This is a genomic window from Chryseobacterium sp. SN22 (assembly GCF_008329705.1).
In the GTDB taxonomy this organism is placed as follows: domain Bacteria; phylum Bacteroidota; class Bacteroidia; order Flavobacteriales; family Weeksellaceae; genus Chryseobacterium.
Genome location: NZ_VTSX01000007.1, coordinates 121748 through 141752 on the forward strand (window position 1 = coordinate 121748; position 20005 = coordinate 141752).

The following is a 20005-nucleotide window of genomic DNA, read 5'->3' on the forward strand; positions in this document are numbered from 1 at the left end:
TCTTAATATGAAAAAGACATTATCAATCATCGCTTTGTCTGTCATAGGCTTTGGTATGGTTTCCTGCAAAAAGGAAAATAAAGAAACGGCTGCAGGAACAGAAACTGCTGCAACCACTACGGATTCTGCTGCTGCCGCTGCTCCGGCTCCTATGGGTGATTCCGCTGCCGTAGCTTCGGTTACAGAACAGGCGGCCACAGCTTCCAAACAACCGCTAACCACAATTGCCCTTTCCGAAAGCAATTTCGATTTTGGAAAGATTAAAAAAGGGGATAAAGTTCAGCACGTTTATGAAGTGATCAATACCGGAAGCAACCCATTGATTATTTCTGAAGTAAAACCGGGATGCGGATGTACGGCACCTGATTTCACAAAAGACCCGATCATGCCGGGTAAAAAAGGAAAAATCACTTTGCATTTCGATTCTACCAACTTCGACGGGAACGTAAGCAAGTATGCTGATGTATTCGCCAATGTGGAAAAAATGCCGATTAAATTAACGTTCACTGCGAATATTCAACCATAAGATCATGAATTTACTATCAATCTTTTTACAGGCTCCGGCCCAGGGTGGAAATTCCATGATGCTGATCATGATGGGAGTGATGTTTGTCGGGTTTTATTTCCTGATGATCAGACCACAGATGAGAAAGCAGAAACAGGAAAAAAACTTCCAGGAAACGCTTAAGGTAGGAACCCGCGTGGTGCTTACTTCCGGTCTTCACGGAAGAATTGCTCAGGTTCAGGATGACGGTTTTGTGATCGAAACTTTATCAGGTAAACTGAAGTTTGAGAAGGCTGCCGTTTCCAGAGAATTTACGGAAACCCGTTTCGGCGCTAAAGCTGCTGAAAAAACAGCCGACAAAAAAGAAATCGATCTGGAGAAAAAATAATTTCCGGTTTAAAGATATCTTTTCGGCGGGATGAGCAGTGCTTATTCCGCCGAAATTTTTTATGGGGTGTTTATTCGGGTAAATATTTGTGTTCATAGGGGTTTAAACTATATTTGTCCCATGAATCAAAACACAGGCAAAACCGTTCTTATCCTCGGTGCCAATTCCGATGTGGCCAAGCAAAGTATTAAACAATATATTGAAAAAGGGTTTTCCGTTATTGCCGCTTCCCGAAATACAGAATCGTTGGATGAATTCGTATCAGTAAACAATCTGAATTTAAAAGTGACAGTTCTGGCTTTCGATGCAGTGGATTTTGATTCTCACAGGGGGTTTTATGACGAATTGCCGGTAAAACCTCATATTGTTGTGTATGCAGCAGGATTTTTAGTGGATAATGAAAAGGCTTTAAAAGATTTCCAGGGTACTCAACAGATGATGATGGTAAATTACATGGGCGCGGTTTCCATTCTGAATATCATTGCTGCTGACCGTGAAAACAAGAACCTGGAACGGATCATCGGACTGTCTTCACTTTCGGGCGTTCGCGGACGGAAAAGCAATTTCGTTTACGGAAGCACAAAAGCAGCCTTTACTACCTACCTGGCCGGATTAAGGCAGGAGCTCGCTTCAAGAAATATTAAAGTCAACGCTCTGGTTATCGGCTACATACGCACCAAAATCAACCCGGGGCTCCAACTGAATGAATCGCTGATCATGGAACCGGATTACGTTGCCAAATTCATTGTCAATGCCGGAAATTCTTTCACCATCGTTCCTCATTTCAAGTGGAAAATGATTTACCTTATTCTGAAAGTTCTGCCGGAAAATCTGGTGGCGAAACTCCCATAAATTTGATCATGAAAGATGAACTTTTACAGATAAAAAATTATATTGATAATATCGATGATCACGGAACTTCAGAGAATTTTGAATACGGCTTCTGCGCTTTCCTGCAAAATATTCTGGATACCTTTACAGCAAAACAACAGGACGATTTCGTAAAACAAGTATTTAAGAGTGAAGATTCTTATCTTTATTTCATAGCTTGGTTTTTAGATTTTACGAATTATACTCTAAAAGGCAAGTTCCAATCTTCATATGTTTTCTGCCAATGTTTTTCAAAAATTGGCAGAGTGGAATATTTAAGATATTTGTATGACAATTTAGAATTCCACCTGATACGAAGAAAACTTTTTAAAGATGATTTGATTTTATCTTTTCATGATATTGTTAATAATTTGTATCTGCTGATCAATCATTTGCAAGATGAAAAGAGCATTGATTTTTGCCTGAAAATCATCGAAAATCTTGATGATCAATTTTAATCGATATCGCCTAACATCTCCAAAGCCTTCATCATATCAATTCCCTTACCCAAAACCGGCTTGAATAAATCTCCTTTTACCTCAATTCTTTCCAGTGCATTATGAATATTAAAATCGGTAGGCTTTAACCCTTTTTTTAATTCGTTCCATTCCAGAGGCATGGAAACGGAAGCACCTTCCTTCGGCCGGATGCTGTATGTGCTTGCTAAAGTCTGTCCGCTTCTGTTCTGCAAATAATCGAGGTAGATCTTTTTGTCGTCCCGTTTCTGCAGGCTTCTTTCCAAAGTGGTAATTTCAGGAAGCCTGTCATGAACCTGTTTCATCAGGATGTGGGCAAAATCTTTTACCTGGTCGAAATCGTATTTTCCGCCCATCGGAATGTAAATATGGATTCCGGTGCTGCCCGAAGTTTTGCAGTAACCTTCGATCTTGACGGATTTCAGGACTTCGTTTACCTGTAAAGCTGTTTCAATGACGTCATCAAATGTATTTTTCTTGGAAGGATCAAGATCCAGAACCAAAAAATCGGGATGTTCCAGATCGGGAAGGGAAGCATTCCATGGATTCATGTCGATACAGCCCAGATTATTGAGATAAGCCAGGGTTGCTTTATCATTGCAGTAAATATAATCGATATCTTTGTCGTTTGATTCGGAATAGACCTGTGTGGTTTTTATCCAGTCCGGGATATTGTCACCTGCTTCTTTCTGATAAAAATTCTGCTCTTCAATTCCGTTAGGGAAGCGATTTAAAGAAAGCGGACGGTTTTTAAGATGCGGCAGAATATAATCGGCCACCGACTGGTAATATTCCATTACCTCGCCTTTGGTAATGCCGTCCTTTGGAAAATAAACTTTATCCTGATTGGTCAGTTTTACTTTATGGCGGTTCAGGGTAATTTCTTTTTCGTTTTCAGAAGGTTTTGTCTTTTTTGGGGCGGTCGTTTTCATATTAATAATGTTTGAAGTCTCTTTTAAATCGTTCGCTGGGCTTTTAACCTCTTCAGGCTCTTTGTCTTCACGGATGGCCATAAAAACAGGATGCCGGAAAATTCCATCATTGGTAATTTCGGAATATTTGATTTCGCAGACCAGTTCAGGTTTCGTCCAGGTAACAGGCATATTTGTTTTCGGGGCTTTATCGAAGGGTGAGGTTCTTGTCGTAATTTTCTCCAGCCTTTCCAGGATTTCATGAATCCGTTCACGGTTGAATCCGGTGCCGGTATGTCCGCAGTAGATCAGCTTTTCATCCACATATTTCCCTAAAATCAGAGCGCCGAAACCTTCCCGCGAACCCCTTGGTTCGGTAAATCCGCAGATAATTGCTTCTTCGGTATTGTTAAATTTAATTTTCAGCCAATCGGTGGTGCGGTGGTTTTCCACATACGGACTGTTTGCCTTTTTGGCAATCATGCCTTCCAGTTTCATTTTCCGCATCTGTTTGAAAAAGTCGGTCCCTTTTTCAGGAATATGATCACAATACTTAATAACATCTGTTTCAGTGAGTGCTTCTTTCAACAGCTCTTTCCGCTGGATAAGCGGCAGTTCCTCCGTAGAATGGCCGTTCAGCCACAGGATGTCGAAAACCTGATAGGTCAGTGCTAAATCGGGATTATCACCAATCTGCTGTAATAATTGAAAGTTTGGTCTGCCATTTTCGTCATAAGCTACAATTTCGCCATCCAGAATCATGTTGTGAACCTGATTCTCAAAATCACGCGATACTTTTTCAAATTTAGATAAAAAAGAAATCCCGTTGCGGGAGTAGAAGAGAGGCTCGTCCCGGCTGAGATCGGCGACGGCACGGTAACCGTCCCACTTGATTTCAAAAACCCAGTTGGGGTCATCAAAAGCTTCATCGGTGAGTCTGGCGAGCATGGGCTTAATGTAGTTTTCAACCTTTTTTTCGCCGGCCAAAGAATTGAAATGCTGGAAATCAGGTTTTGTTTCAGTGGCTAATGTGCTTTTTTGCCGCTTTTTGGGCTTTTTTTTTCCTCTAAAAATTTTGTTACTTCAGAACCTTTTGAGGTATGGTCTTCAGCATCATATCCGCTTTCTGCGTAATCGTCTTTGTGCTTGATCAGCAGCCAGGAATTTTCTTCGGTGTTTTTCATTCTCACCAAAGCAAATTCGCCTTTCAGTTTTTTTCCGTGCAGGATAAACTTCAGGGATCCGTCATGGAGTTCCTTTAACAGTTCTTTTTCATCCGAAAGCTTTGACGGGTTTTCCAAAGGCTCGTAGGTTCCGCTGTCCCATACTTCTACCTGTCCGGCTCCATAGTTTCCTTCGGGAATATTTCCTTCAAAATCTTTATAATCATAAGGATGGTCTTCCACCATCATGGCCAGCCGTTTGTCTTTAGGGTCGAGCGACGGACCTTTCGGTACGGCCCAGCTTTTCAGGACCCCATCCATTTCCAGGCGGAAATCATAATGCAGCCGGGATGCGGCATGCCTCTGGATGACGAAAATAAGCTTGTCTTTACTGCTTTTCGTTTTGCCTTCCGGTTCGCTGGTTTCATCGAACTTTCTTTTTGAGTTGTAATCTTGAAGTGCCATCAGGATGCGTTTTTGGATTTGGGATTCTGTAAGCTGGCTTTCAGCTGCGCCATTAAATCAATAACCTTACCTTCTTTGGCAGGTTCTGCTTTTTTGGCTTTTACGGTTTTTCCTTTCGCTTTCTGGTTGATGATCTTCATCAACGATTCGGAATAGGTATCTTTATACATTTCAGGATCGAATTCCTGGGAAAGCTGTTCGATCAGGCTGACGGCCATTTTCAGTTCGGCAGGCTTCGGCGGTTTTTTAGCCGGGATCTTCAGGTCGCTGTAATCCCGGATTTCCTGGGCAAAACGTAAACGGTTTAATACCAGTACTTCATCATTATACGGACGGATCATGCCGATGGCTTCACTCTCACGCAGAACAAAAGTCCCGACACCCACCATCTCGGTTTTGGCGAGTGCTTTCAGAAGAAGGCGATAGGCATTCTCCCCGTTTTTCTGAGGTTCGAGATAATACGGATTTTCAAAATAAACCGAATCCACTTCATCTTCCTTTACAAACTGATCAATCGAAAGGATCTTGGACTTTTCAGGGCTTGCTGCCTCGTAATCTTCTTCATCCAAAATGATGTATTTGTCGTCCATCAGATAGCCTTTTACAATATTTTCCCACTTCACCTCTTTGCCTGTGCTTTCATTGACCCGTTTAAACCGGATATTCGAAAAATCAGACTTGTCGAGCATGTCCAGATCGAGTTTGGTCGTCTCGGTAGCGGAATAAATTTTTACGGGAATATTGACCAGCCCAAAGCCAATGGCACCGTTCCAGATTGCTTTCATTGTACTGTAATTTGAGATGGAAAGTACAATGATTGTGCCGCGTAAAGGCTTATTTATCTGTGTGGTATGTTGATTTTATCAGTTTTCGTCTCTGTTTAACTGCTGAATCAGATGATTGCTAGTAAAGAAATTATAACCCAAATCATACATTGTCAAGCTTCCATCTTTTTTTTGGATTCTGAAGAATCTTCCGTCGGTATGTATTGTTCTTTCGTAAAGTTTCATACATTGATAATCGTAATCTTTCGGCAAATCAATATGATATTTTCCCGTAAATGGAAGGTTTTCAGTAATGTTCGTGATCTGTTTTGACTTTAATAATTCATGAAAGAGATAAAAGGTTTCAGATTTTTTAAGGATGACCTTCTGTGTTTTTGACTTTAATCTATACAGCAGAACAGGATCGTTTAAATCGGTAGATTTTAATGGAATATTCTGATACAAATAACTGACATTCCGGATTAGTCTTCTCAGTTCAAAAGGTGATTCGTTACCATAATTATAAACGGTTTTAATGATTTTTCCTTTTGATGCAAAGGTTACGCTTTGTGAAGATAAATCCGTAACCGATATTTGATATTCCGGTTGTAAGGCTTTAATATCAAGATTCTCCAGTTCATTAAAAATATCTTTTATCCTTTTATCAGCAACCCCATTTTTATAAAAGCCATTCTTGGAATTATTAGATTCTCCATAAAAAAATAAATAACCGGTTTTATTTATTACGGATGAATTTTGAGGGCAGCTTCCGAAACAGGGTGACTTTGAAACGATAATTTCATCTATCGGTGGATTGTCGAATTTTTTTTCAGAGAATGGAATTAGGGTAATTGTGGATTTATCTTTTTGTTCTAAAATAATCTTTCTTCTGGTAAAATGTAACATCTTATTTCCGATAAATCGATTTTCTGCCGGATCAAAAGTCAGCAGTGAATCACCTTTTAATACATACTTTGTTTTCTCTCCAAAATAAAGTGTTTGGTTTTCACCTGTTGCCTGATCACGTGAAAATTTAAAAAAGCCGTTTCTATTAATGTATGTTCCGTTTTTTCCAAAAATTAACATCTGCGGATCATCATTTGTGAATGGTAGTGTCGGTTCTTCCGGATTTTGCTTATCATCGTTCTCAATAATCCATGTACCTATTATTTTTTGTGAATATTCCTGTTTTTCAGGATGACATGATACCACAAAAACACAGATCCAGGCTATAATTATTAGTTTTTTCATAATAAAAAAGCGGAGAAAAATTCCCCGCTTCTAATTTATGATTTTAAATTCAATTGCAATTCCAGTTCATCCAGCTGTTCGTTGGCGATGGCGGCCGGTGCGTCGATCATCACATCCCGTCCCGAATTGTTTTTAGGGAAAGCGATATAATCCCTGATCACTTCGTTTCCGTCGAGAATGGCTACCAGACGGTCGAAACCGAAGGCTAATCCACCGTGTGGCGGAGCACCGTATTTAAAGGCATTCATCAGAAATCCGAACTGGGCTTCCGCTTCTTCCTTGCTGAAACCTAGCAGGTCGAACATTTTAGACTGAAGGTCTTTATCGAAAATCCTGATGGAACCGCCGCCGATTTCGTTTCCGTTCAATACCATATCGTAGGCATTGGCCCTTGCTTTCCCCGGATCGGTTTCCAGCAGGTGGATATCCTCCGGTTTCGGAGACGTGAAAGGGTGGTGCATCGCATGGTAACGGCCGCTTTCTTCATCAAATTCCAATAACGGGAAATCGACTACCCAAAGCGGGGCGAATTCGTTTCCTTTTCTCAGGCCCAGGCGGTTTCCAAGCTCCATTCTTAAAGCCGAAAGCTGGGTTCTTACCTTGTGCTCATTTCCGGAAAGGATCAGCATCAGATCGCCTTCTTTAGCCCCGAATTTCTCGATGATTCCGGCTAAATCTTCTTCGCTGTAGAATTTATTAACGGAAGAGGTTTTTACGCCGTCGTTCTGGAATTTAACCCAAACCATTCCGGAAGCACCGATCTGCGGTCTCTTTACCCAGTCTACCAGCTCGTCGATCTGCTTTCTGGTATAGTCGGCGCAACCTTCTACGTTGATTCCGACAACGAGTTCCGCTTCATCAAATATTTTAAAGTCTTTTCCTTTTACCAAGTCGTTCAGTTCCGTGAATTCCATTCCGAAACGGATGTCCGGCTTGTCGTTCCCGTATTTCTGCATCGCATCGGCAAACGTCATTCTCGGGAAATCCCCGAATTCCTGTCCGGTGATGTCTTTCAGTAAGGTCTTCGTCATTCCTTCGAAAACATTCATCACATCTTCCTGCTCCACGAAAGCCATTTCACAGTCGATCTGGGTAAATTCCGGCTGACGGTCAGCTCTTAAGTCCTCATCACGGAAACATTTGACGATCTGGAAGTATTTATCCATTCCGCCCACCATCAGCAATTGCTTAAAGGTCTGCGGAGACTGCGGCAATGCGTAGAACTGCCCCGGGTTCATCCTGCTCGGAACCACGAAGTCTCTTGCGCCTTCCGGGGTGGATTTAATCAGAACCGGAGTTTCCACCTCGATAAATCCGTTATCCGAAAGATAATTCCTTACTTTCTGTGCCATATTATGACGGAAGATTAACTTCTCTTTTACCGGATTTCTCCGGATATCCAGATAGCGGTATTTCATTCTCAGTTCCTCACCGCCATCCGTTTCATCTTCAATGGTGAAAGGCGGAAGCTGGGATTCGTTAAGGACTGTCAGTTTTTCCACTAAAATTTCAATTTCCCCGGTCGGGATGTTCGGGTTTTTGCTTACCCTTTCAATCACTTTTCCGGTTACCTGGATCACAAATTCACGTCCCAGCTTTTTGGCATTTTCCATCAGTTCTGCTGTAGAGCGCTCCTGGTCGAAAACCAGCTGGGTAATTCCGTAACGATCCCGGAGATCTATCCAAATCATAAATCCTTTGTCCCGGATGGTCTGTACCCATCCCGAAAGCGTAACTTCTTCATTAAGATTCTTAAGAGACAATTCTCCGTTGGTGTGTGATCGAAACATAAATTATTGGTTTAAAGTTCAAGGTTTAAAGTTCATATCTGAACTTTGAATTTTCCGTTGGCAAAGATAAGATTTTTGAAGGTTTTAAAAACAAAAAAACACCCTTTCATAAAAATTCCGGAACCTTTAGTCAGGTTCCGGATAAGTTTTGGGTGTGGTTTCGTGCCGAGCCCAGGCCCAGGCCATAAAGAAAGATGATTAATTCTTCTTCACGGGTATTAGTTTCTGCTGGCAAAAGTAGCTTATCTCACAGGAATTTGATAAACATAAACTTTGATTTATGGTATTTTAGTATTTAAATCCTGAATTTTAACAGATTATTCTGAATTATTTTCCTAAAAATTCTTAATTTTTCACATATTCCAGAATGTCGCCGGGCTGGCAATCCAGTGCTTTACAGATGGCTTCCAGGGTGGAAAGCTTTACGGCTTTCGCTTTTCCGGTTTTTAAAATGGAAAGGTTGGCCTGGGTGATCCCGATTTTTTCGGCAAGTTCCTGCGACTGCATCTTGCGTTTGGCAAGCATAACATCTACGTTGATGACTATCGGCATATTCTAAATCGTTAAATCAACCTGTTCCTGAAGCTCAAGACCTTTCTTGAAAAATTCCACGATAAATAATACCAGAGCCCCGAAGAAAAGAAAAAGGATGACATTGTAACCTGGAGACAACAGTGTTTTTACCGTAAAGGGGATTATAGCCATGATAACAATGGCATACAGAATATTCGTCCAACCGAATCTTTTAAGCCACAACAGGGTCTGGGTAGTGAAAACCTGTTCTCTGCTGATTTCCCTTAAAAACCGGTAGCCCGTATATAAAAACACAGTAATGAAAAGGGTATTGGAAATATAATTTAAAATACTGAAGGTGCTGAATATCCCGGTTATAAGATTCTGGCGGGTAAATGGAACAAACATTTTGAACTTCAGGAGATCGTCCATCGTCCGGGTCCATTGATTTTGCGACCAGCCGACATCAGTCCCGGTAATAAAAAAGTCTGAAAGAATGGTATTTCCGGTTTTAAAATTATAGACCAGAACACCAAACCCAAGGATTTCATAAATGCACTGAACGGCGAATAAAATAAAAAGCACTAGCAGAAGATAACTTAGATATTGTGAAAGCGAGTTTTTTCCGATAATTTTCATGATATTAATTTATTTTAAAAGTTCGATTATTGCAGGTTGATTGTATTTTTCGGCATAATCCAGTGCAGTAAAGCCTTTTTCCGTTTTGGTTTCCTTTTTTGCTCCGTTTTCCAAGAGCTTTTTTGCCATCGCTACGTCTCCGTATTTTGCAGCAAACATCAAAGGCGTTTTACCGTCGCATATTTTTTCCAGGTCTGCTTTGTTGTCGATAAGCTTCTGAAAAATGTTCACGCTTTTCATTTTAATGGCGAGTGCCAGCAAAGTATAGGAATTATTTTCAGCTTTAAAACACTGATTAATATCCTCACTTCCGATCAGGTCCGAAAAACGGGCGGTATTGTCGAATTTAAGAATTTGTTTCTGTTCATTATTCAGTTCCTGGGCAAACCCTGCGCCGGAAATCAACAGTAATCCAAAGATTAATAATTTGTTCATTATTATAAATTTAAATTGATTATCATGATGAATAGTTAAATAACCAGATCGTTTTCATCCTGTATTGCTTTTCCTTTGGTAAAAATTTCTTTCATCAGGATCAGGATGAAGCCGGTAACCATAAAAACAAACGGCTGCGCGGGATTAAACTGTTGAGGTGAAACCAGAAGGTCAATCAGAACATGGATGATCCCGATAGACAGAAGCCCGAATCCCAGAATTTTAAAATTCTGAACGGCCTTAGCGGTAAAAAAGTTATCCTGAGAAAGTTCAGTGATAATTTTCAGGGCGGTAATCAGGGTGAAATTGATGGAAAGAATTCCGAGAAATGCCAGCAACAGTCCTTCCGGCGAATTTTCAGTATTTACTGTCATTTGGGTAAAAGGGTAGTGGAACCGGATAATTCCGGAAGACAGATGGTTTCCTTCGCCCTGTCCGGAAGTAAGCGAAATAAAACGGTTTGTCTGGTGGGTGAAAAAATAAATCAGCATCAGGCCCAATGTCCAGATTGAAGCAATACTGAATCCGACGGCATAAATACCGAAAGGATATCGTACCCACCAAAGTAAAGATTTTTTTCCAGTAATTTTCATGGTTATTAATTTTTTTATTATTGCAAATGTATAATTATTTATCGTAAAACAATAAATAATTATTAAAATTAATTTTATTTTTCAAATTATAGCCGCAAACTGATTGCCATAAAACTTTTCGTATGCCAAGAAACAAATCCCCATGAAACAGTATTTTTGCGGTAACAAACCGGAACTTATGTCAAAATATATCAGTTTTATCAAAAAAGCCTTAAGCGGAGAAGAGGTCGACTATACCAAAGTAAGCATACGGAGTGCAGTGCTTCTGCTGGCCATTCCGATGATGCTTGAAATGGCCATGGAATCTGTATTTGCACTCGTAGATCTGTATTTTGTGGGCCATCTGAAAGAAAGCGGCTACGCCATCCAGGCGGTAGGGCTTACGGAATCCGTACTTTCGGTCATGTATTCCATTGCCATAGGGATGAGTATGGCGGCAACGGCGATGGTAGCCCGGAGGGTCGGCGAGAAAAACCCGGAACAGGCTTCGAGAAGTGCCGCACAGGCTTTGCTGATTTCTTTTACAATCACTTTTGTTCTCAGTATTTTCGGAGTGGTGTATGCCGAAGAAATTTTACTGCTGATGGGTTCCCGGCCGGAAGCTGCGGCATACGGCAAAGAATTTACGGCAATCATGATGGGAAGCAGCGTCATTATTATGCTGCTGTTCCTGATTAACGGGATCTTCCGTGGCGCCGGCAATGCGGCCATTGCCATGAAGTCGCTGTGGATCGCCAATATTTCGAATATTATTTTATGCCCCATTCTGATCAAAGGTGTGGGTCCGGTTCCGGCGATGGGCCTTACCGGAGCGGCACTTGCTACAACAATCGGCAGAAGTATCGGGGTACTGTACCAATTGTATCATTTACTGGTAGCAGATACCCAGATCCGTATTTTAATCCGGTATTTTACGCCAGATTTCAGGATGATAAAATCAGTTGTAAAGATTGCAACCCCGGGAATTTTCCAGTTTGTTATCGCTTCCTGCAGCTGGATATTTCTGGCTAAGCTGGTAGCCGTAACCGGTGGGGAAAATGCTTCGGCAGGCTATCAGACGGCATTGCGGCTGATGATGTTTTTCATGCTTCCGGCCTGGGGATTAAGCAATGCTGCATCCACGCTGGTGGGCCAGAATATGGGTGCCAACGAAATGCTGAGGGCTGAAAAATCGGTAATGAAAACCGTGAAGTACAATGTGGTTTTTATGGCAACAGTAAGTCTGGTATTTTTTCTGCTGGGCGATTTTCTGGTAGGATTTTTTACGGAAGAGGCTGAAATTAGGAATATCGCTAAAAATGCTTTACACATCATGAGCGCCGGATTTATCTTCTACGGAATCGGAATGGTGATGATCAATGCTTTCAACGGAGCAGGTGATACCTGGACGCCGACCTGGGTAAACCTTTGCGGGTTCTGGCTGTTTCAGATTCCGCTGGCCTATTTTCTTTCCGAATATTTTGAAATGGGACCGAAAGGCGTATTTATCTCAATTCCTGTGGCCGAAGCTTTGATAACTATTGTTGCTTTTATATTGTTTAAAAGGGACAAGTGGAAAACGGTGAAAGTTTAGGAAGTGAAAAGTATTGCAGGACCTGAATTTTTTAGCTGTATTAATTTACTATGCAGTAATAAATTTCCATTATCCCGCATCTTTGCTTTCCTGTTTATTAAAGAATTATAAAAATTTTAACAGCTCAAATTTTTGATTTTAGTGTCGTATTTTCTAAATTCGTAATCAACCAACAAAATCTATTACTTATGGGAAAAGGAGACAAAAAATCCAAAAGAGGTAAAATCAACAACGGAAGTTACGGGAAAAGAAGACCGAGAAAGGCTTCAAAATCTGTAACAGCTTCCGAAGAGAAGACCAAAAACTAAACAAAAGACCGGCAAAATCATTCGCCGGTCTTTTTTATATATAACAAAATTAAATTCATTATTTTCCGAAAAATCCTCCGAGGATATCTCCCAATCCGCCACCGCCTTGCTGTTTTTTCTGATCATTCCCTCCGAGTACGCTGCCAAGAATATCATTCAGCGGGTTTCCCGAAGACTGCGAATTTCCACCGCCTAAGACGCTTCCGAGAATATCATTTAACGGGCTGGACTGCTGTTGGTGAGACTCATTGGATGCGTTGCCTAAAATTCCTCCAAGAAGATCGCCCAAGCCGCCGGCACCCACATTGTTCTGTTGCTTTTCCTTACCGATATACCCCATAATGACTGGAGCCAGCATGGAAAGGATAGGTCCTATTTTATCAATTGAAATTCCGGTATTCTGTGAAAGCCTGTTTTCCACATTCGGTTTCTCTTCACCGAAAATGTGGTTTAAGATAGAACCTCCTTCAGACTGCCTGGCATCGGCCTGTGACACATCATCCAGGATACTTCCGTCGTGGTCTTTATCCAGTGCATTGTTCAGGGCTTCCGCTTCATTGGCGTCCTGTGATTTTTTTCTCAGGTAAGAAATGATCAGCGGGGCCGCCACCGCAAGTAAAGCGATAACCTGTGTTTTGCTAATACCGAATTTGTTTTCTGCCTGTTCAGCAACCTGGTTGCCGGTGTTCCCGGTAAGTAAATCGATAAGACCCATAGTTTGTGTTTAATTTTATTGATGTTTAAAACCTATCAAAAAATATTCCCCAACGGTTTTTTAATTAAAATTGAATGAATAATTTTAAAAATAAGGCTTAATTATTTGGTTAACAGGTCTAATTTTTCAGGATCGGAACATTGGAGCAGGCTTCCCCGAACATCAGTGATTTGACGATCGGCTGCAGCTGTTCTACCAGTTCGATGTAAGCATTTTCCGGGATTTCTTTGTCCGAACATCCTTTTACCAATACCCTTTTGCCTCTCATTTCTTCAAAATCATGCCGTTGAATGGCATTGTGCATCAGGATCACTTCCAGGTCTTCACGGTTTCCGAAAACTATTTTTTTGGTAACGCCGGTAAGCTTGGCGGTAATTAAAAAATATGCCCAAAGCGGAACAATAGCATCTGCCGAATTGTATATATAAACATAAGCATCCCGGTAGGCTTCTTCGTCAATCGCTGCTACCTTTTCCCGGAAGTCTTTTTCTTTCAGAATCATTTCCATGAAAAGAAAATCCTTAAGGTCGATTCCCTTTCGCTCCCCTTTTGGGACAAGGTCGGTAAGATCAAAATTGATCAGCCCGCTTTCCGCAACTTTATTCCTGATTTCAAATTCTTCTGACATTTTTTATCATTATCTTTGGACAAATTTACAAATTAAGACGGTATAAAAGTCTTATTTGTTCTCTATTCCTGTGATAGAAGCCTCCCATCGTAAATTAACTTGAAGCGGTTTCGGACGGAAATTGAAATTTAAAATATTTTAGAGGATGAAATATTATATAATCGCCGGTGAGGCTTCCGGAGACCTTCACGGAAGCAATTTGATGAAAGCTTTGAAGCAGAAAGATCCTGCCGCGGAATTCCGGTTCTGGGGCGGTGATCTGATGGCCAAGCAGGGCGGTACCCTTGTAAAACATTACCGCGACCTTGCTTTTATGGGCTTCCTGGAAGTTGCGATGAACCTGCGGACGATCCTGAACAATATTAAATTCTGCAAGGAAGACATCCGCAACAATAAACCGGATGTGCTTATCCTGGTGGATTACCCGGGATTTAATCTAAGAATTGCCAAATTCGCCAAAGAGCTGGGCATTAAGGTTGTCTATTATATTTCCCCGCAGCTTTGGGCCTGGAAAGAGGGCAGGGTGGAGATCATCAAAAAATACGTGGACGAAATGATGGTAATCCTTCCTTTTGAAGAGGATTTCTATAAAAAACACGGGGTTCACTCCCATTTTGTAGGCCACCCTTTGCTGGATGCCATTTCCACTTTAGAAGATCTTAGTATTGAAAAATTTAAAAAGGAAAACGGGCTGAACGAAAAGGAAATCATTGCTTTGCTGCCGGGTTCCCGTAAACAGGAAGTCGAGAAAATGCTGGCCATGATGCTTTCCGTAAGGCCTTATTTTAAGGAATACCAATTTGTGATTGCCGGGGCACCGAGCCTTCCTAAAGAATTTTACCAGAACTACGTAGACGATAACGTACACTTCGTCTCCAACAAAACCTATGACCTGCTGAGGTGTTCCAAGGCAGCGCTCGTCACTTCCGGAACGGCAACCCTCGAAACGGCATTGCTGAATGTGCCCGAAGTAGTCTGCTACCGGGGAAGCAAAGTTTCCTATGCCATTGCCAAACGTCTGGTTAAAAACATCAAATACATTTCCCTGGTCAACCTCATTATGGACCGTGAAGTGGTAAAGGAACTGATCCAGAACGACCTGAATACAAACAACCTGGTGGAAGAGCTGAAAAAAATCCTGGCCACCGAAAAAAGGTTTGAAGTGTTCCGGGATTATGAGCTGCTGAGGGAAAAGCTTGGCGGAAAAGGGGCGAGTGAAAAGGCAGCGGAGGTGATTGTGAAAGTATAAAAAATAAACCTAAAATACAAAATCACAGAAAAATTTTCTGCGATTTTTATTTTTCACGACGGATAGAATTCGTTTTTAAAAATTCCACCCTTTTAATTTGTGTTTTTTTATCCGGTTGGATATTTTTGGAGATCACAAATTTTGGAATTGAACAAACAGCCGTTTCTTATTGTCACGATCTGCTTTATCCTTGGGATTTTCTTTCAGGATTATCTTTCCATGGATAAAAATACGATTTATTGGAGCTCGGGAATTTCTTTCCTGCTTTTGATTCCTGCATTTCTTAACAGGTATTTTCTGTATAAAGCAAGGCCCGGTCTTTTGGGCATTGCATTTTTTGCAGCCGGAATAATAGTGCATTTTTTTAATACGGCTTCAGCACATAATTTAACGGTCTCCAAAAGCGAAGAGATTGTTTTTAAAATAACTAAAAAACTGAATTCCAACATTAAAAACAGGAAGTATGAAGCATCCGTCCGGTCAGGTAAAGAATATTTCAATGCGACGGTCTATGTTCCGAAAAAAGAAAAGGCACTGGATTTCCACCATTATTACAAAACCAGGGCATATATTTCAAAACCTAAAACGCCGCCGTATGATTTCCAGTTTGACTATCCGAAATATTTAAAGCGGAAGAATATTGAATACCAGTGTTATATCAACGAGAAGGTCTTTGCATCCGAACGGAACGATCTAAGCTGGGAAGAAAAATTTTCTCAGAAAAGACTGGAAGTACTGCAACGGATTGATGAAACCGGATTTTCGCCTACGTCCAGAGAATTTCTGAAAGGGATAATCCTTGCAGACCGTACAGAAATGGATGAGCAGACGGTTCAGGATTTCAGCCGGTCGGGTCTTGTGCATTTCCTGGCCATTTCGGGGACGCATATTGTAGTTATTTTCGGTCTGTTTTATTTTGTGTTTATAAAAGTATTGCCTTTGAAATTCAGGAATTTAGCCATTATTTCAAGCTTGATATTCATCTGGATATTCACCATTTTTATTGGCTTCGGAAGTTCGGTGGTGCGCTCGAGCTTGATGCTGAGCATTTATTTCATTTATGTCCTCCTGCAGCGGAAAACCGATGTATTGCATTCGCTGTCATTATCAGCATTAATCATTTTAATTTTCGATACCCAGCAGATTTTCGATGTGGGATTTCAACTGAGCTTTCTGGCAGTCCTGGGGATTTACTGGCTGAATCAGCCGATTCTCAGATGTTTTCCGATACAGGATAACCGGTTCAAGAAGATCGTCTTCAATACCATTTCGATTTCCGTTTCAGCCCAATTGGCAACGCTGCCGCTGGTGCTGTTCTATTTTCATCAGTTTTCCTTTATATCCATTGTTGCCAATTTTTTTATCGTCCCGTTTTCGGAAATAATTATCATTTTCTCTTTTTTAATGACGGCTCTGATTGCAGTTGGTTTCGATTTCGGATACATCAATGGTATCTACGACTTTGTTATTCAGCTGCTGCTCAGGATTATCCACTGGTTTGCAGATTCTGGTTTTATGTTTTTAGAAAATATCCCAATGAATGGGGCAGAGGTATGTTTTCTGTTTCTGATTATTTATTTTCTGAGATTTGCTGTACTAAAACTCAATGCTCAGAATTCGGTAAGGCTAATTATGTCTGTTACTGCGTTTCTCATAGTCAGAATAAGTTTCAATCTGTATGCGCAGCGGCAAAATGAAGTTTTAATCCACGATTTTGCAAAATACAAGTCCTTGTCTGTGAAACAGGGGAATCAGGCCTGTTTTTGGATTATGAAAGATGCAGATCAACAGAAAATTACGCAGTATATTATTAATCCTTACTGTTCTTCAAGGCGTATTGCAAAAACAGACATCAGGATATTTCCTGAGAACACCCGAAAAGTGGTGTATAACGGGAAGATTTATGAGGTGAATTGATGTTCTTATTTTCTCCTTTTTCCTTTATTTATAAGATTTTAGATCTTATTTAGAAACGTTACAAACTGGCTTTTTGTGAGATTTCTCACTTTTTGATGTTCTTTACATTTCTTAATTTTGTGGAAAATCAAATTTAAACTTATATGGCAGGTTTAACGAGTTCTACGATAGGTAGAAAATATGCTATGGCATTGTCGGCTATTTTTTTGCTGATATTTCTGATAATGCACCTTACTGTAAACCTTTTATCGGTTTTTGGTGAAGATGCTTACAACAATGCTTCGCAGTTTATGGGGTATAATCCTCTGATCCAATTTATAATGCAGCCGGTTCTGATCTTTGCTGTGGTTTTCCATTTTGTGATGGGATTTGTTCTGGAAATTAAAAACCAAAAAGCACGTCCTGTTAAATACGAGTCAAATAATCCTTCTCACAACTCAACGTGGATGTCCAGAAATATGCTTATTTCAGGGGCTGTGATTCTGGCGTTTATTTTTCTTCATATGTATGACTTCTGGTTCCATGAAATGAACTACAAGTACATCGATGGGCTGCCGGTTGAAGAATCCCGTTTCTGGGGAGATCTGCATGCTAAATTTGCAGATGTATGGAGAGTGGCTTTATATGTGATTTCATTCGTTTTATTGGGATTGCACTTAGCACACGGGTTTCAGTCTTCGTTCCAGTCTATCGGGGCAAGACATCCGAAATATACACCGGTAATCAAAGCCATCGGGAAATGGTATTCTATCCTTATTCCGGCAGGCTTTATTTTTATTGCAATTTTTCACTTTGTAACTCAATAATATTAAGATACTAAATTATGAGTAAATTAGATTCAAAAATTCCTGGAGGTCCGTTAAAGGACAAATGGAAAAATCATAAAGACCACATGAACCTTGTTGCACCAAACAACAGAGATAAAATTGATATTATTGTTGTTGGGACAGGTTTGGCAGGTGGTTCCGCTGCAGCGACTTTAGCAGAGCAGGGATATAATGTAAAAGCTTTCTGTTATCAGGATTCTCCGAGAAGAGCACACTCGATTGCCGCTCAGGGAGGTATCAACGCCGCTAAAAACTATCAGGGTGACGGTGACTCTACGTACCGGTTGTTTTACGATACCATTAAAGGAGGGGATTACCGCGCAAGAGAAGCCAACGTATACCGGTTGGCTGAGGTTTCCGCGAATATCATCGACCAGTGTGTTGCCCAGGGAGTACCTTTCGGACGTGAGTACGGAGGCCAGCTGGATAACCGTTCATTCGGTGGGGTTCAGGTAAAAAGAACCTTCTATGCAAAAGGACAGACCGGACAGCAGTTGTTGTTGGGTGCCTATTCTGCGATGAGCCGTCAGATCGGTAAAGGAAGAATTAAAATGTACAACCGTCATGAAATGATGGATCTGGTAATCGTAGACGGAAAAGCAAGAGGGATTATCGCCAGAAACCTGGTAACCGGTGAAATCGAAAGACATTCGGCTCACGCAGTAGTCATTGCTTCAGGCGGTTACGGAAACGTATATTTCCTTTCTACAAATGCAATGGGATCCAATGTTTCCGCAGCGTGGAAAATCCACAAAAAGGGTGCTTACTTCGCAAACCCTTGCTATGTACAGATCCACCCGACCTGTATTCCGGTTCATGGTACGCAACAGTCTAAGCTTACTTTGATGTCCGAATCTTTAAGAAACTCCGGAAGAATCTGGGTTCCTAAGAAAATTGAAGATTCTGTAGCCATCAGAGAAGGCAAATTGAGACCTGAAAATATTAAAGAAGAAGACAGAGACTACTATCTGGAAAGAAGATATCCGGCATTCGGAAACCTTGTACCTAGAGATGTTGCTTCGAGAGCAGGTAAAGAAAGATGCGATGCCGGTTACGGAATCGAAAACAACGATACCAAAGAAGGGGTTTACTTAGATTTCTCGACAGAGATTATCAAAAAGGGTAAAGAAGCCGCTATCGAAAAACATATTCACAATCCTACAGATCAGCAGATCTATGACTTAGGAAAATCCTGGATTGAGGAGAAATACGGTAACTTATTCGTTATGTACGAAAAGATCACCGCTGATGATCCTTATAAAACGCCGATGAAGATTTATCCTGCCGTACACTACACCATGGGAGGGGTGTGGGTTGACTATAACTTACAGTCTACCATTCCTGGATGTTTTGTCATCGGTGAGGCTAACTTCTCGGACCACGGAGCCAACCGACTGGGGGCTTCCGCTTTAATGCAGGGATTGGCAGACGGATATTTCGTACTTCCTTACACGATTGCAGATTATCTTTCCGCAGACATCAGAACAGGGGCAATTCCTACTGCAACACCGGCATTTGATGAAGCGGAACAGGGAATCAAAGAAAAAGTACAATTCTTCCTTAATAATAAAGGAACCCATTCAGTAGATCATTTCCACAAGAAATTGGGACACATCATGTGGAATAAAGTAGGAATGGCAAGAACTCCTGAAGGTCTGAGAGAAGCCATTGCTGAAATAGCTCAGGTAAAAAAAGAATTCTGGAGCGATGTGAAAGTTCCTGGTGATGCCGATGGAATGAATACAGAACTTGAAAAAGCTTTCAGAGTTGCAGATTTCATCGAACTGGGACAATTGATGGCTATTGATGCCCTGCATAGAAACGAATCTTGTGGAGGACACTTCAGAGAAGATCATGCTACGCCTGAAGGTGAAGCAGAAAGAGATGATGTTAACTTTAAATATGTAGGGGCCTGGGAATATCAGACAGATGATATTACGACAGAAGTTCTGCACAAAGAAGAGTTGATCTATGAAAACATTGAAGTTAAAGCAAGAAGTTACAAATAATCTCCAACCTATAAAT

The 20005-nt window shown here is 41.0% G+C and carries 21 protein-coding genes; 10 read left to right on the top strand and 11 right to left on the bottom strand.

Annotated elements, in window-relative coordinates:
* Window positions 1–7 precede the first annotated feature (7 nt).
* The 4 genes from FY557_RS06355 (at window position 8) to FY557_RS06370 (ending at window position 2221) form a co-directional block, all read left to right on the top strand.
* Window positions 8–526 (top strand): DUF1573 domain-containing protein, encoded by a 519-nt coding sequence (locus FY557_RS06355; protein WP_149246448.1) that lies wholly within the window; start codon window positions 8–10, stop codon window positions 524–526.
* Between the two features lie 4 nt (window positions 527–530).
* Window positions 531–893, top strand: a complete 363-nt coding sequence (gene yajC / locus FY557_RS06360) for a preprotein translocase subunit YajC (protein ID WP_149246449.1) — start codon at window positions 531–533, stop codon at window positions 891–893.
* A gap of 120 nt (window positions 894–1013) precedes the next feature.
* Entirely contained in the window at window positions 1014–1745 is a 732-nt protein-coding gene (locus FY557_RS06365) for an SDR family NAD(P)-dependent oxidoreductase (protein ID WP_149246450.1), read from the top strand.
* An 8-nt stretch (window positions 1746–1753) separates the two neighbouring features.
* Window positions 1754–2221, top strand: coding sequence for a hypothetical protein (locus tag FY557_RS06370; RefSeq protein ID WP_149246451.1), 468 nt, complete (start codon window positions 1754–1756; stop codon window positions 2219–2221).
* Here the strand turns inward: FY557_RS06370 and ligD are convergent.
* The 9 genes from ligD to FY557_RS06415 form a co-directional block, all read right to left on the bottom strand.
* The gene (gene ligD / locus FY557_RS06375) at window positions 2218–4098 is read right to left on the bottom strand and encodes a DNA ligase D (RefSeq protein ID WP_149246452.1); all 1881 of its coding nucleotides are present in this window, start codon (window positions 4096–4098) and stop codon (window positions 2218–2220) included. The genes FY557_RS06370 and ligD overlap by 4 nt on opposite strands.
* A gap of 77 nt (window positions 4099–4175) precedes the next feature.
* Window positions 4176–4778, bottom strand: a complete 603-nt coding sequence (locus FY557_RS06380) for a DNA polymerase ligase N-terminal domain-containing protein (RefSeq protein ID WP_149246453.1) — start codon at window positions 4776–4778, stop codon at window positions 4176–4178.
* Window positions 4778–5563 (bottom strand): Ku protein, encoded by a 786-nt coding sequence (locus FY557_RS06385; protein ID WP_149246454.1) that lies wholly within the window; start codon window positions 5561–5563, stop codon window positions 4778–4780. The genes FY557_RS06380 and FY557_RS06385 overlap by 1 nt, the downstream gene beginning before the upstream one ends.
* Before the next feature lie 78 nt (window positions 5564–5641).
* A complete protein-coding gene (locus FY557_RS06390) occupies window positions 5642–6793 on the bottom strand; it encodes a DUF6438 domain-containing protein (RefSeq protein WP_149246455.1) in 1152 nt (383 codons plus the stop codon).
* Between the two features lie 35 nt (window positions 6794–6828).
* Window positions 6829–8583, bottom strand: a complete 1755-nt coding sequence (gene aspS / locus FY557_RS06395; RefSeq protein ID WP_149246456.1) for an aspartate--tRNA ligase — start codon at window positions 8581–8583, stop codon at window positions 6829–6831.
* Between the two features lie 345 nt (window positions 8584–8928).
* Window positions 8929–9135, bottom strand: a complete 207-nt coding sequence (locus FY557_RS06400; protein WP_089998373.1) for a helix-turn-helix domain-containing protein — start codon at window positions 9133–9135, stop codon at window positions 8929–8931.
* Window positions 9136–9138: 3 nt separating this feature from the next.
* Complete coding sequence (locus tag FY557_RS06405) at window positions 9139–9735, bottom strand: DUF2975 domain-containing protein (protein ID WP_149246457.1); 597 nt, start codon at window positions 9733–9735, stop codon at window positions 9139–9141.
* A 9-nt stretch (window positions 9736–9744) separates the two neighbouring features.
* Window positions 9745–10170 (bottom strand): ankyrin repeat domain-containing protein, encoded by a 426-nt coding sequence (locus FY557_RS06410; protein ID WP_149246458.1) that lies wholly within the window; start codon window positions 10168–10170, stop codon window positions 9745–9747.
* 35 nt (window positions 10171–10205) lie between these two features.
* The gene (locus FY557_RS06415) at window positions 10206–10763 is read right to left on the bottom strand and encodes a DUF2975 domain-containing protein (protein ID WP_149246459.1); all 558 of its coding nucleotides are present in this window, start codon (window positions 10761–10763) and stop codon (window positions 10206–10208) included.
* Between the two features lie 178 nt (window positions 10764–10941).
* On the opposite strand from FY557_RS06415, the gene FY557_RS06420 reads away from it, so the two are divergent.
* Both FY557_RS06420 and FY557_RS06425 read left to right on the top strand, forming a co-directional pair.
* Window positions 10942–12336 carry an MATE family efflux transporter gene (locus FY557_RS06420; protein ID WP_149246460.1) on the top strand — a complete coding sequence of 465 codons (1395 nt, stop codon included), beginning with the start codon at window positions 10942–10944 and terminating at the stop codon, window positions 12334–12336.
* A gap of 188 nt (window positions 12337–12524) precedes the next feature.
* A complete protein-coding gene (locus FY557_RS06425) occupies window positions 12525–12644 on the top strand; it encodes a 30S ribosomal protein THX (RefSeq protein WP_146942066.1) in 120 nt (39 codons plus the stop codon).
* Between the two features lie 58 nt (window positions 12645–12702).
* Here the strand turns inward: FY557_RS06425 and FY557_RS06430 are convergent, their stop codons facing one another.
* Window positions 12703–13359, bottom strand: coding sequence for a DUF937 domain-containing protein (locus FY557_RS06430; RefSeq protein WP_149246461.1), 657 nt, complete (start codon window positions 13357–13359; stop codon window positions 12703–12705).
* A 118-nt stretch (window positions 13360–13477) separates the two neighbouring features.
* Window positions 13478–13987, bottom strand: coding sequence for a DUF2480 family protein (locus tag FY557_RS06435; protein ID WP_149246462.1), 510 nt, complete (start codon window positions 13985–13987; stop codon window positions 13478–13480).
* A gap of 145 nt (window positions 13988–14132) precedes the next feature.
* Here FY557_RS06435 and lpxB point away from each other — a divergent pair, with 145 nt between their 5' ends.
* From lpxB to FY557_RS06455, 4 genes are all read left to right on the top strand, one after another.
* A complete protein-coding gene (lpxB, locus tag FY557_RS06440) occupies window positions 14133–15236 on the top strand; it encodes a lipid-A-disaccharide synthase (RefSeq protein WP_149246463.1) in 1104 nt (367 codons plus the stop codon).
* Window positions 15237–15377: 141 nt separating this feature from the next.
* Window positions 15378–17153, top strand: a complete 1776-nt coding sequence (locus FY557_RS06445) for a ComEC/Rec2 family competence protein (protein ID WP_228451719.1) — start codon at window positions 15378–15380, stop codon at window positions 17151–17153.
* A 143-nt stretch (window positions 17154–17296) separates the two neighbouring features.
* A complete protein-coding gene (locus FY557_RS06450) occupies window positions 17297–17959 on the top strand; it encodes a succinate dehydrogenase cytochrome b subunit (RefSeq protein WP_149246464.1) in 663 nt (220 codons plus the stop codon).
* 17 nt (window positions 17960–17976) lie between these two features.
* A complete protein-coding gene (locus FY557_RS06455) occupies window positions 17977–19989 on the top strand; it encodes a fumarate reductase/succinate dehydrogenase flavoprotein subunit (protein WP_149246465.1) in 2013 nt (670 codons plus the stop codon).
* Window positions 19990–20005 lie beyond the last annotated feature (16 nt).

Bases quoted from the DNA above. Each gene is read 5' to 3' on its own strand.
- FY557_RS06355 (WP_149246448.1), top strand. From the start codon at position 8: ATGAAAAAGACATTATCAATCATCGCTTTGTCTGTCATAGGCTTTGGT.
- yajC (WP_149246449.1), top strand. From the start codon at position 531: ATGAATTTACTATCAATCTTTTTACAGGCTCCGGCCCAGGGTGGAAAT.
- FY557_RS06365 (WP_149246450.1), top strand. From the start codon at position 1,014: ATGAATCAAAACACAGGCAAAACCGTTCTTATCCTCGGTGCCAATTCC.
- FY557_RS06370 (WP_149246451.1), top strand. From the start codon at position 1,754: ATGAAAGATGAACTTTTACAGATAAAAAATTATATTGATAATATCGAT.
- ligD (WP_149246452.1), bottom strand. From the start codon at position 4,098: ATGCTCGCCAGACTCACCGATGAAGCTTTTGATGACCCCAACTGGGTT.
- FY557_RS06380 (WP_149246453.1), bottom strand. From the start codon at position 4,778: ATGGCACTTCAAGATTACAACTCAAAAAGAAAGTTCGATGAAACCAGC.
- FY557_RS06385 (WP_149246454.1), bottom strand. From the start codon at position 5,563: ATGAAAGCAATCTGGAACGGTGCCATTGGCTTTGGGCTGGTCAATATT.
- FY557_RS06390 (WP_149246455.1), bottom strand. From the start codon at position 6,793: ATGAAAAAACTAATAATTATAGCCTGGATCTGTGTTTTTGTGGTATCA.
- aspS (WP_149246456.1), bottom strand. From the start codon at position 8,583: ATGTTTCGATCACACACCAACGGAGAATTGTCTCTTAAGAATCTTAAT.
- FY557_RS06400 (WP_089998373.1), bottom strand. From the start codon at position 9,135: ATGCCGATAGTCATCAACGTAGATGTTATGCTTGCCAAACGCAAGATG.
- FY557_RS06405 (WP_149246457.1), bottom strand. From the start codon at position 9,735: ATGAAAATTATCGGAAAAAACTCGCTTTCACAATATCTAAGTTATCTT.
- FY557_RS06410 (WP_149246458.1), bottom strand. From the start codon at position 10,170: ATGAACAAATTATTAATCTTTGGATTACTGTTGATTTCCGGCGCAGGG.
- FY557_RS06415 (WP_149246459.1), bottom strand. From the start codon at position 10,763: ATGAAAATTACTGGAAAAAAATCTTTACTTTGGTGGGTACGATATCCT.
- FY557_RS06420 (WP_149246460.1), top strand. From the start codon at position 10,942: ATGTCAAAATATATCAGTTTTATCAAAAAAGCCTTAAGCGGAGAAGAG.
- FY557_RS06425 (WP_146942066.1), top strand. From the start codon at position 12,525: ATGGGAAAAGGAGACAAAAAATCCAAAAGAGGTAAAATCAACAACGGA.
- FY557_RS06430 (WP_149246461.1), bottom strand. From the start codon at position 13,359: ATGGGTCTTATCGATTTACTTACCGGGAACACCGGCAACCAGGTTGCT.
- FY557_RS06435 (WP_149246462.1), bottom strand. From the start codon at position 13,987: ATGTCAGAAGAATTTGAAATCAGGAATAAAGTTGCGGAAAGCGGGCTG.
- lpxB (WP_149246463.1), top strand. From the start codon at position 14,133: ATGAAATATTATATAATCGCCGGTGAGGCTTCCGGAGACCTTCACGGA.
- FY557_RS06450 (WP_149246464.1), top strand. From the start codon at position 17,297: ATGGCAGGTTTAACGAGTTCTACGATAGGTAGAAAATATGCTATGGCA.
- FY557_RS06455 (WP_149246465.1), top strand. From the start codon at position 17,977: ATGAGTAAATTAGATTCAAAAATTCCTGGAGGTCCGTTAAAGGACAAA.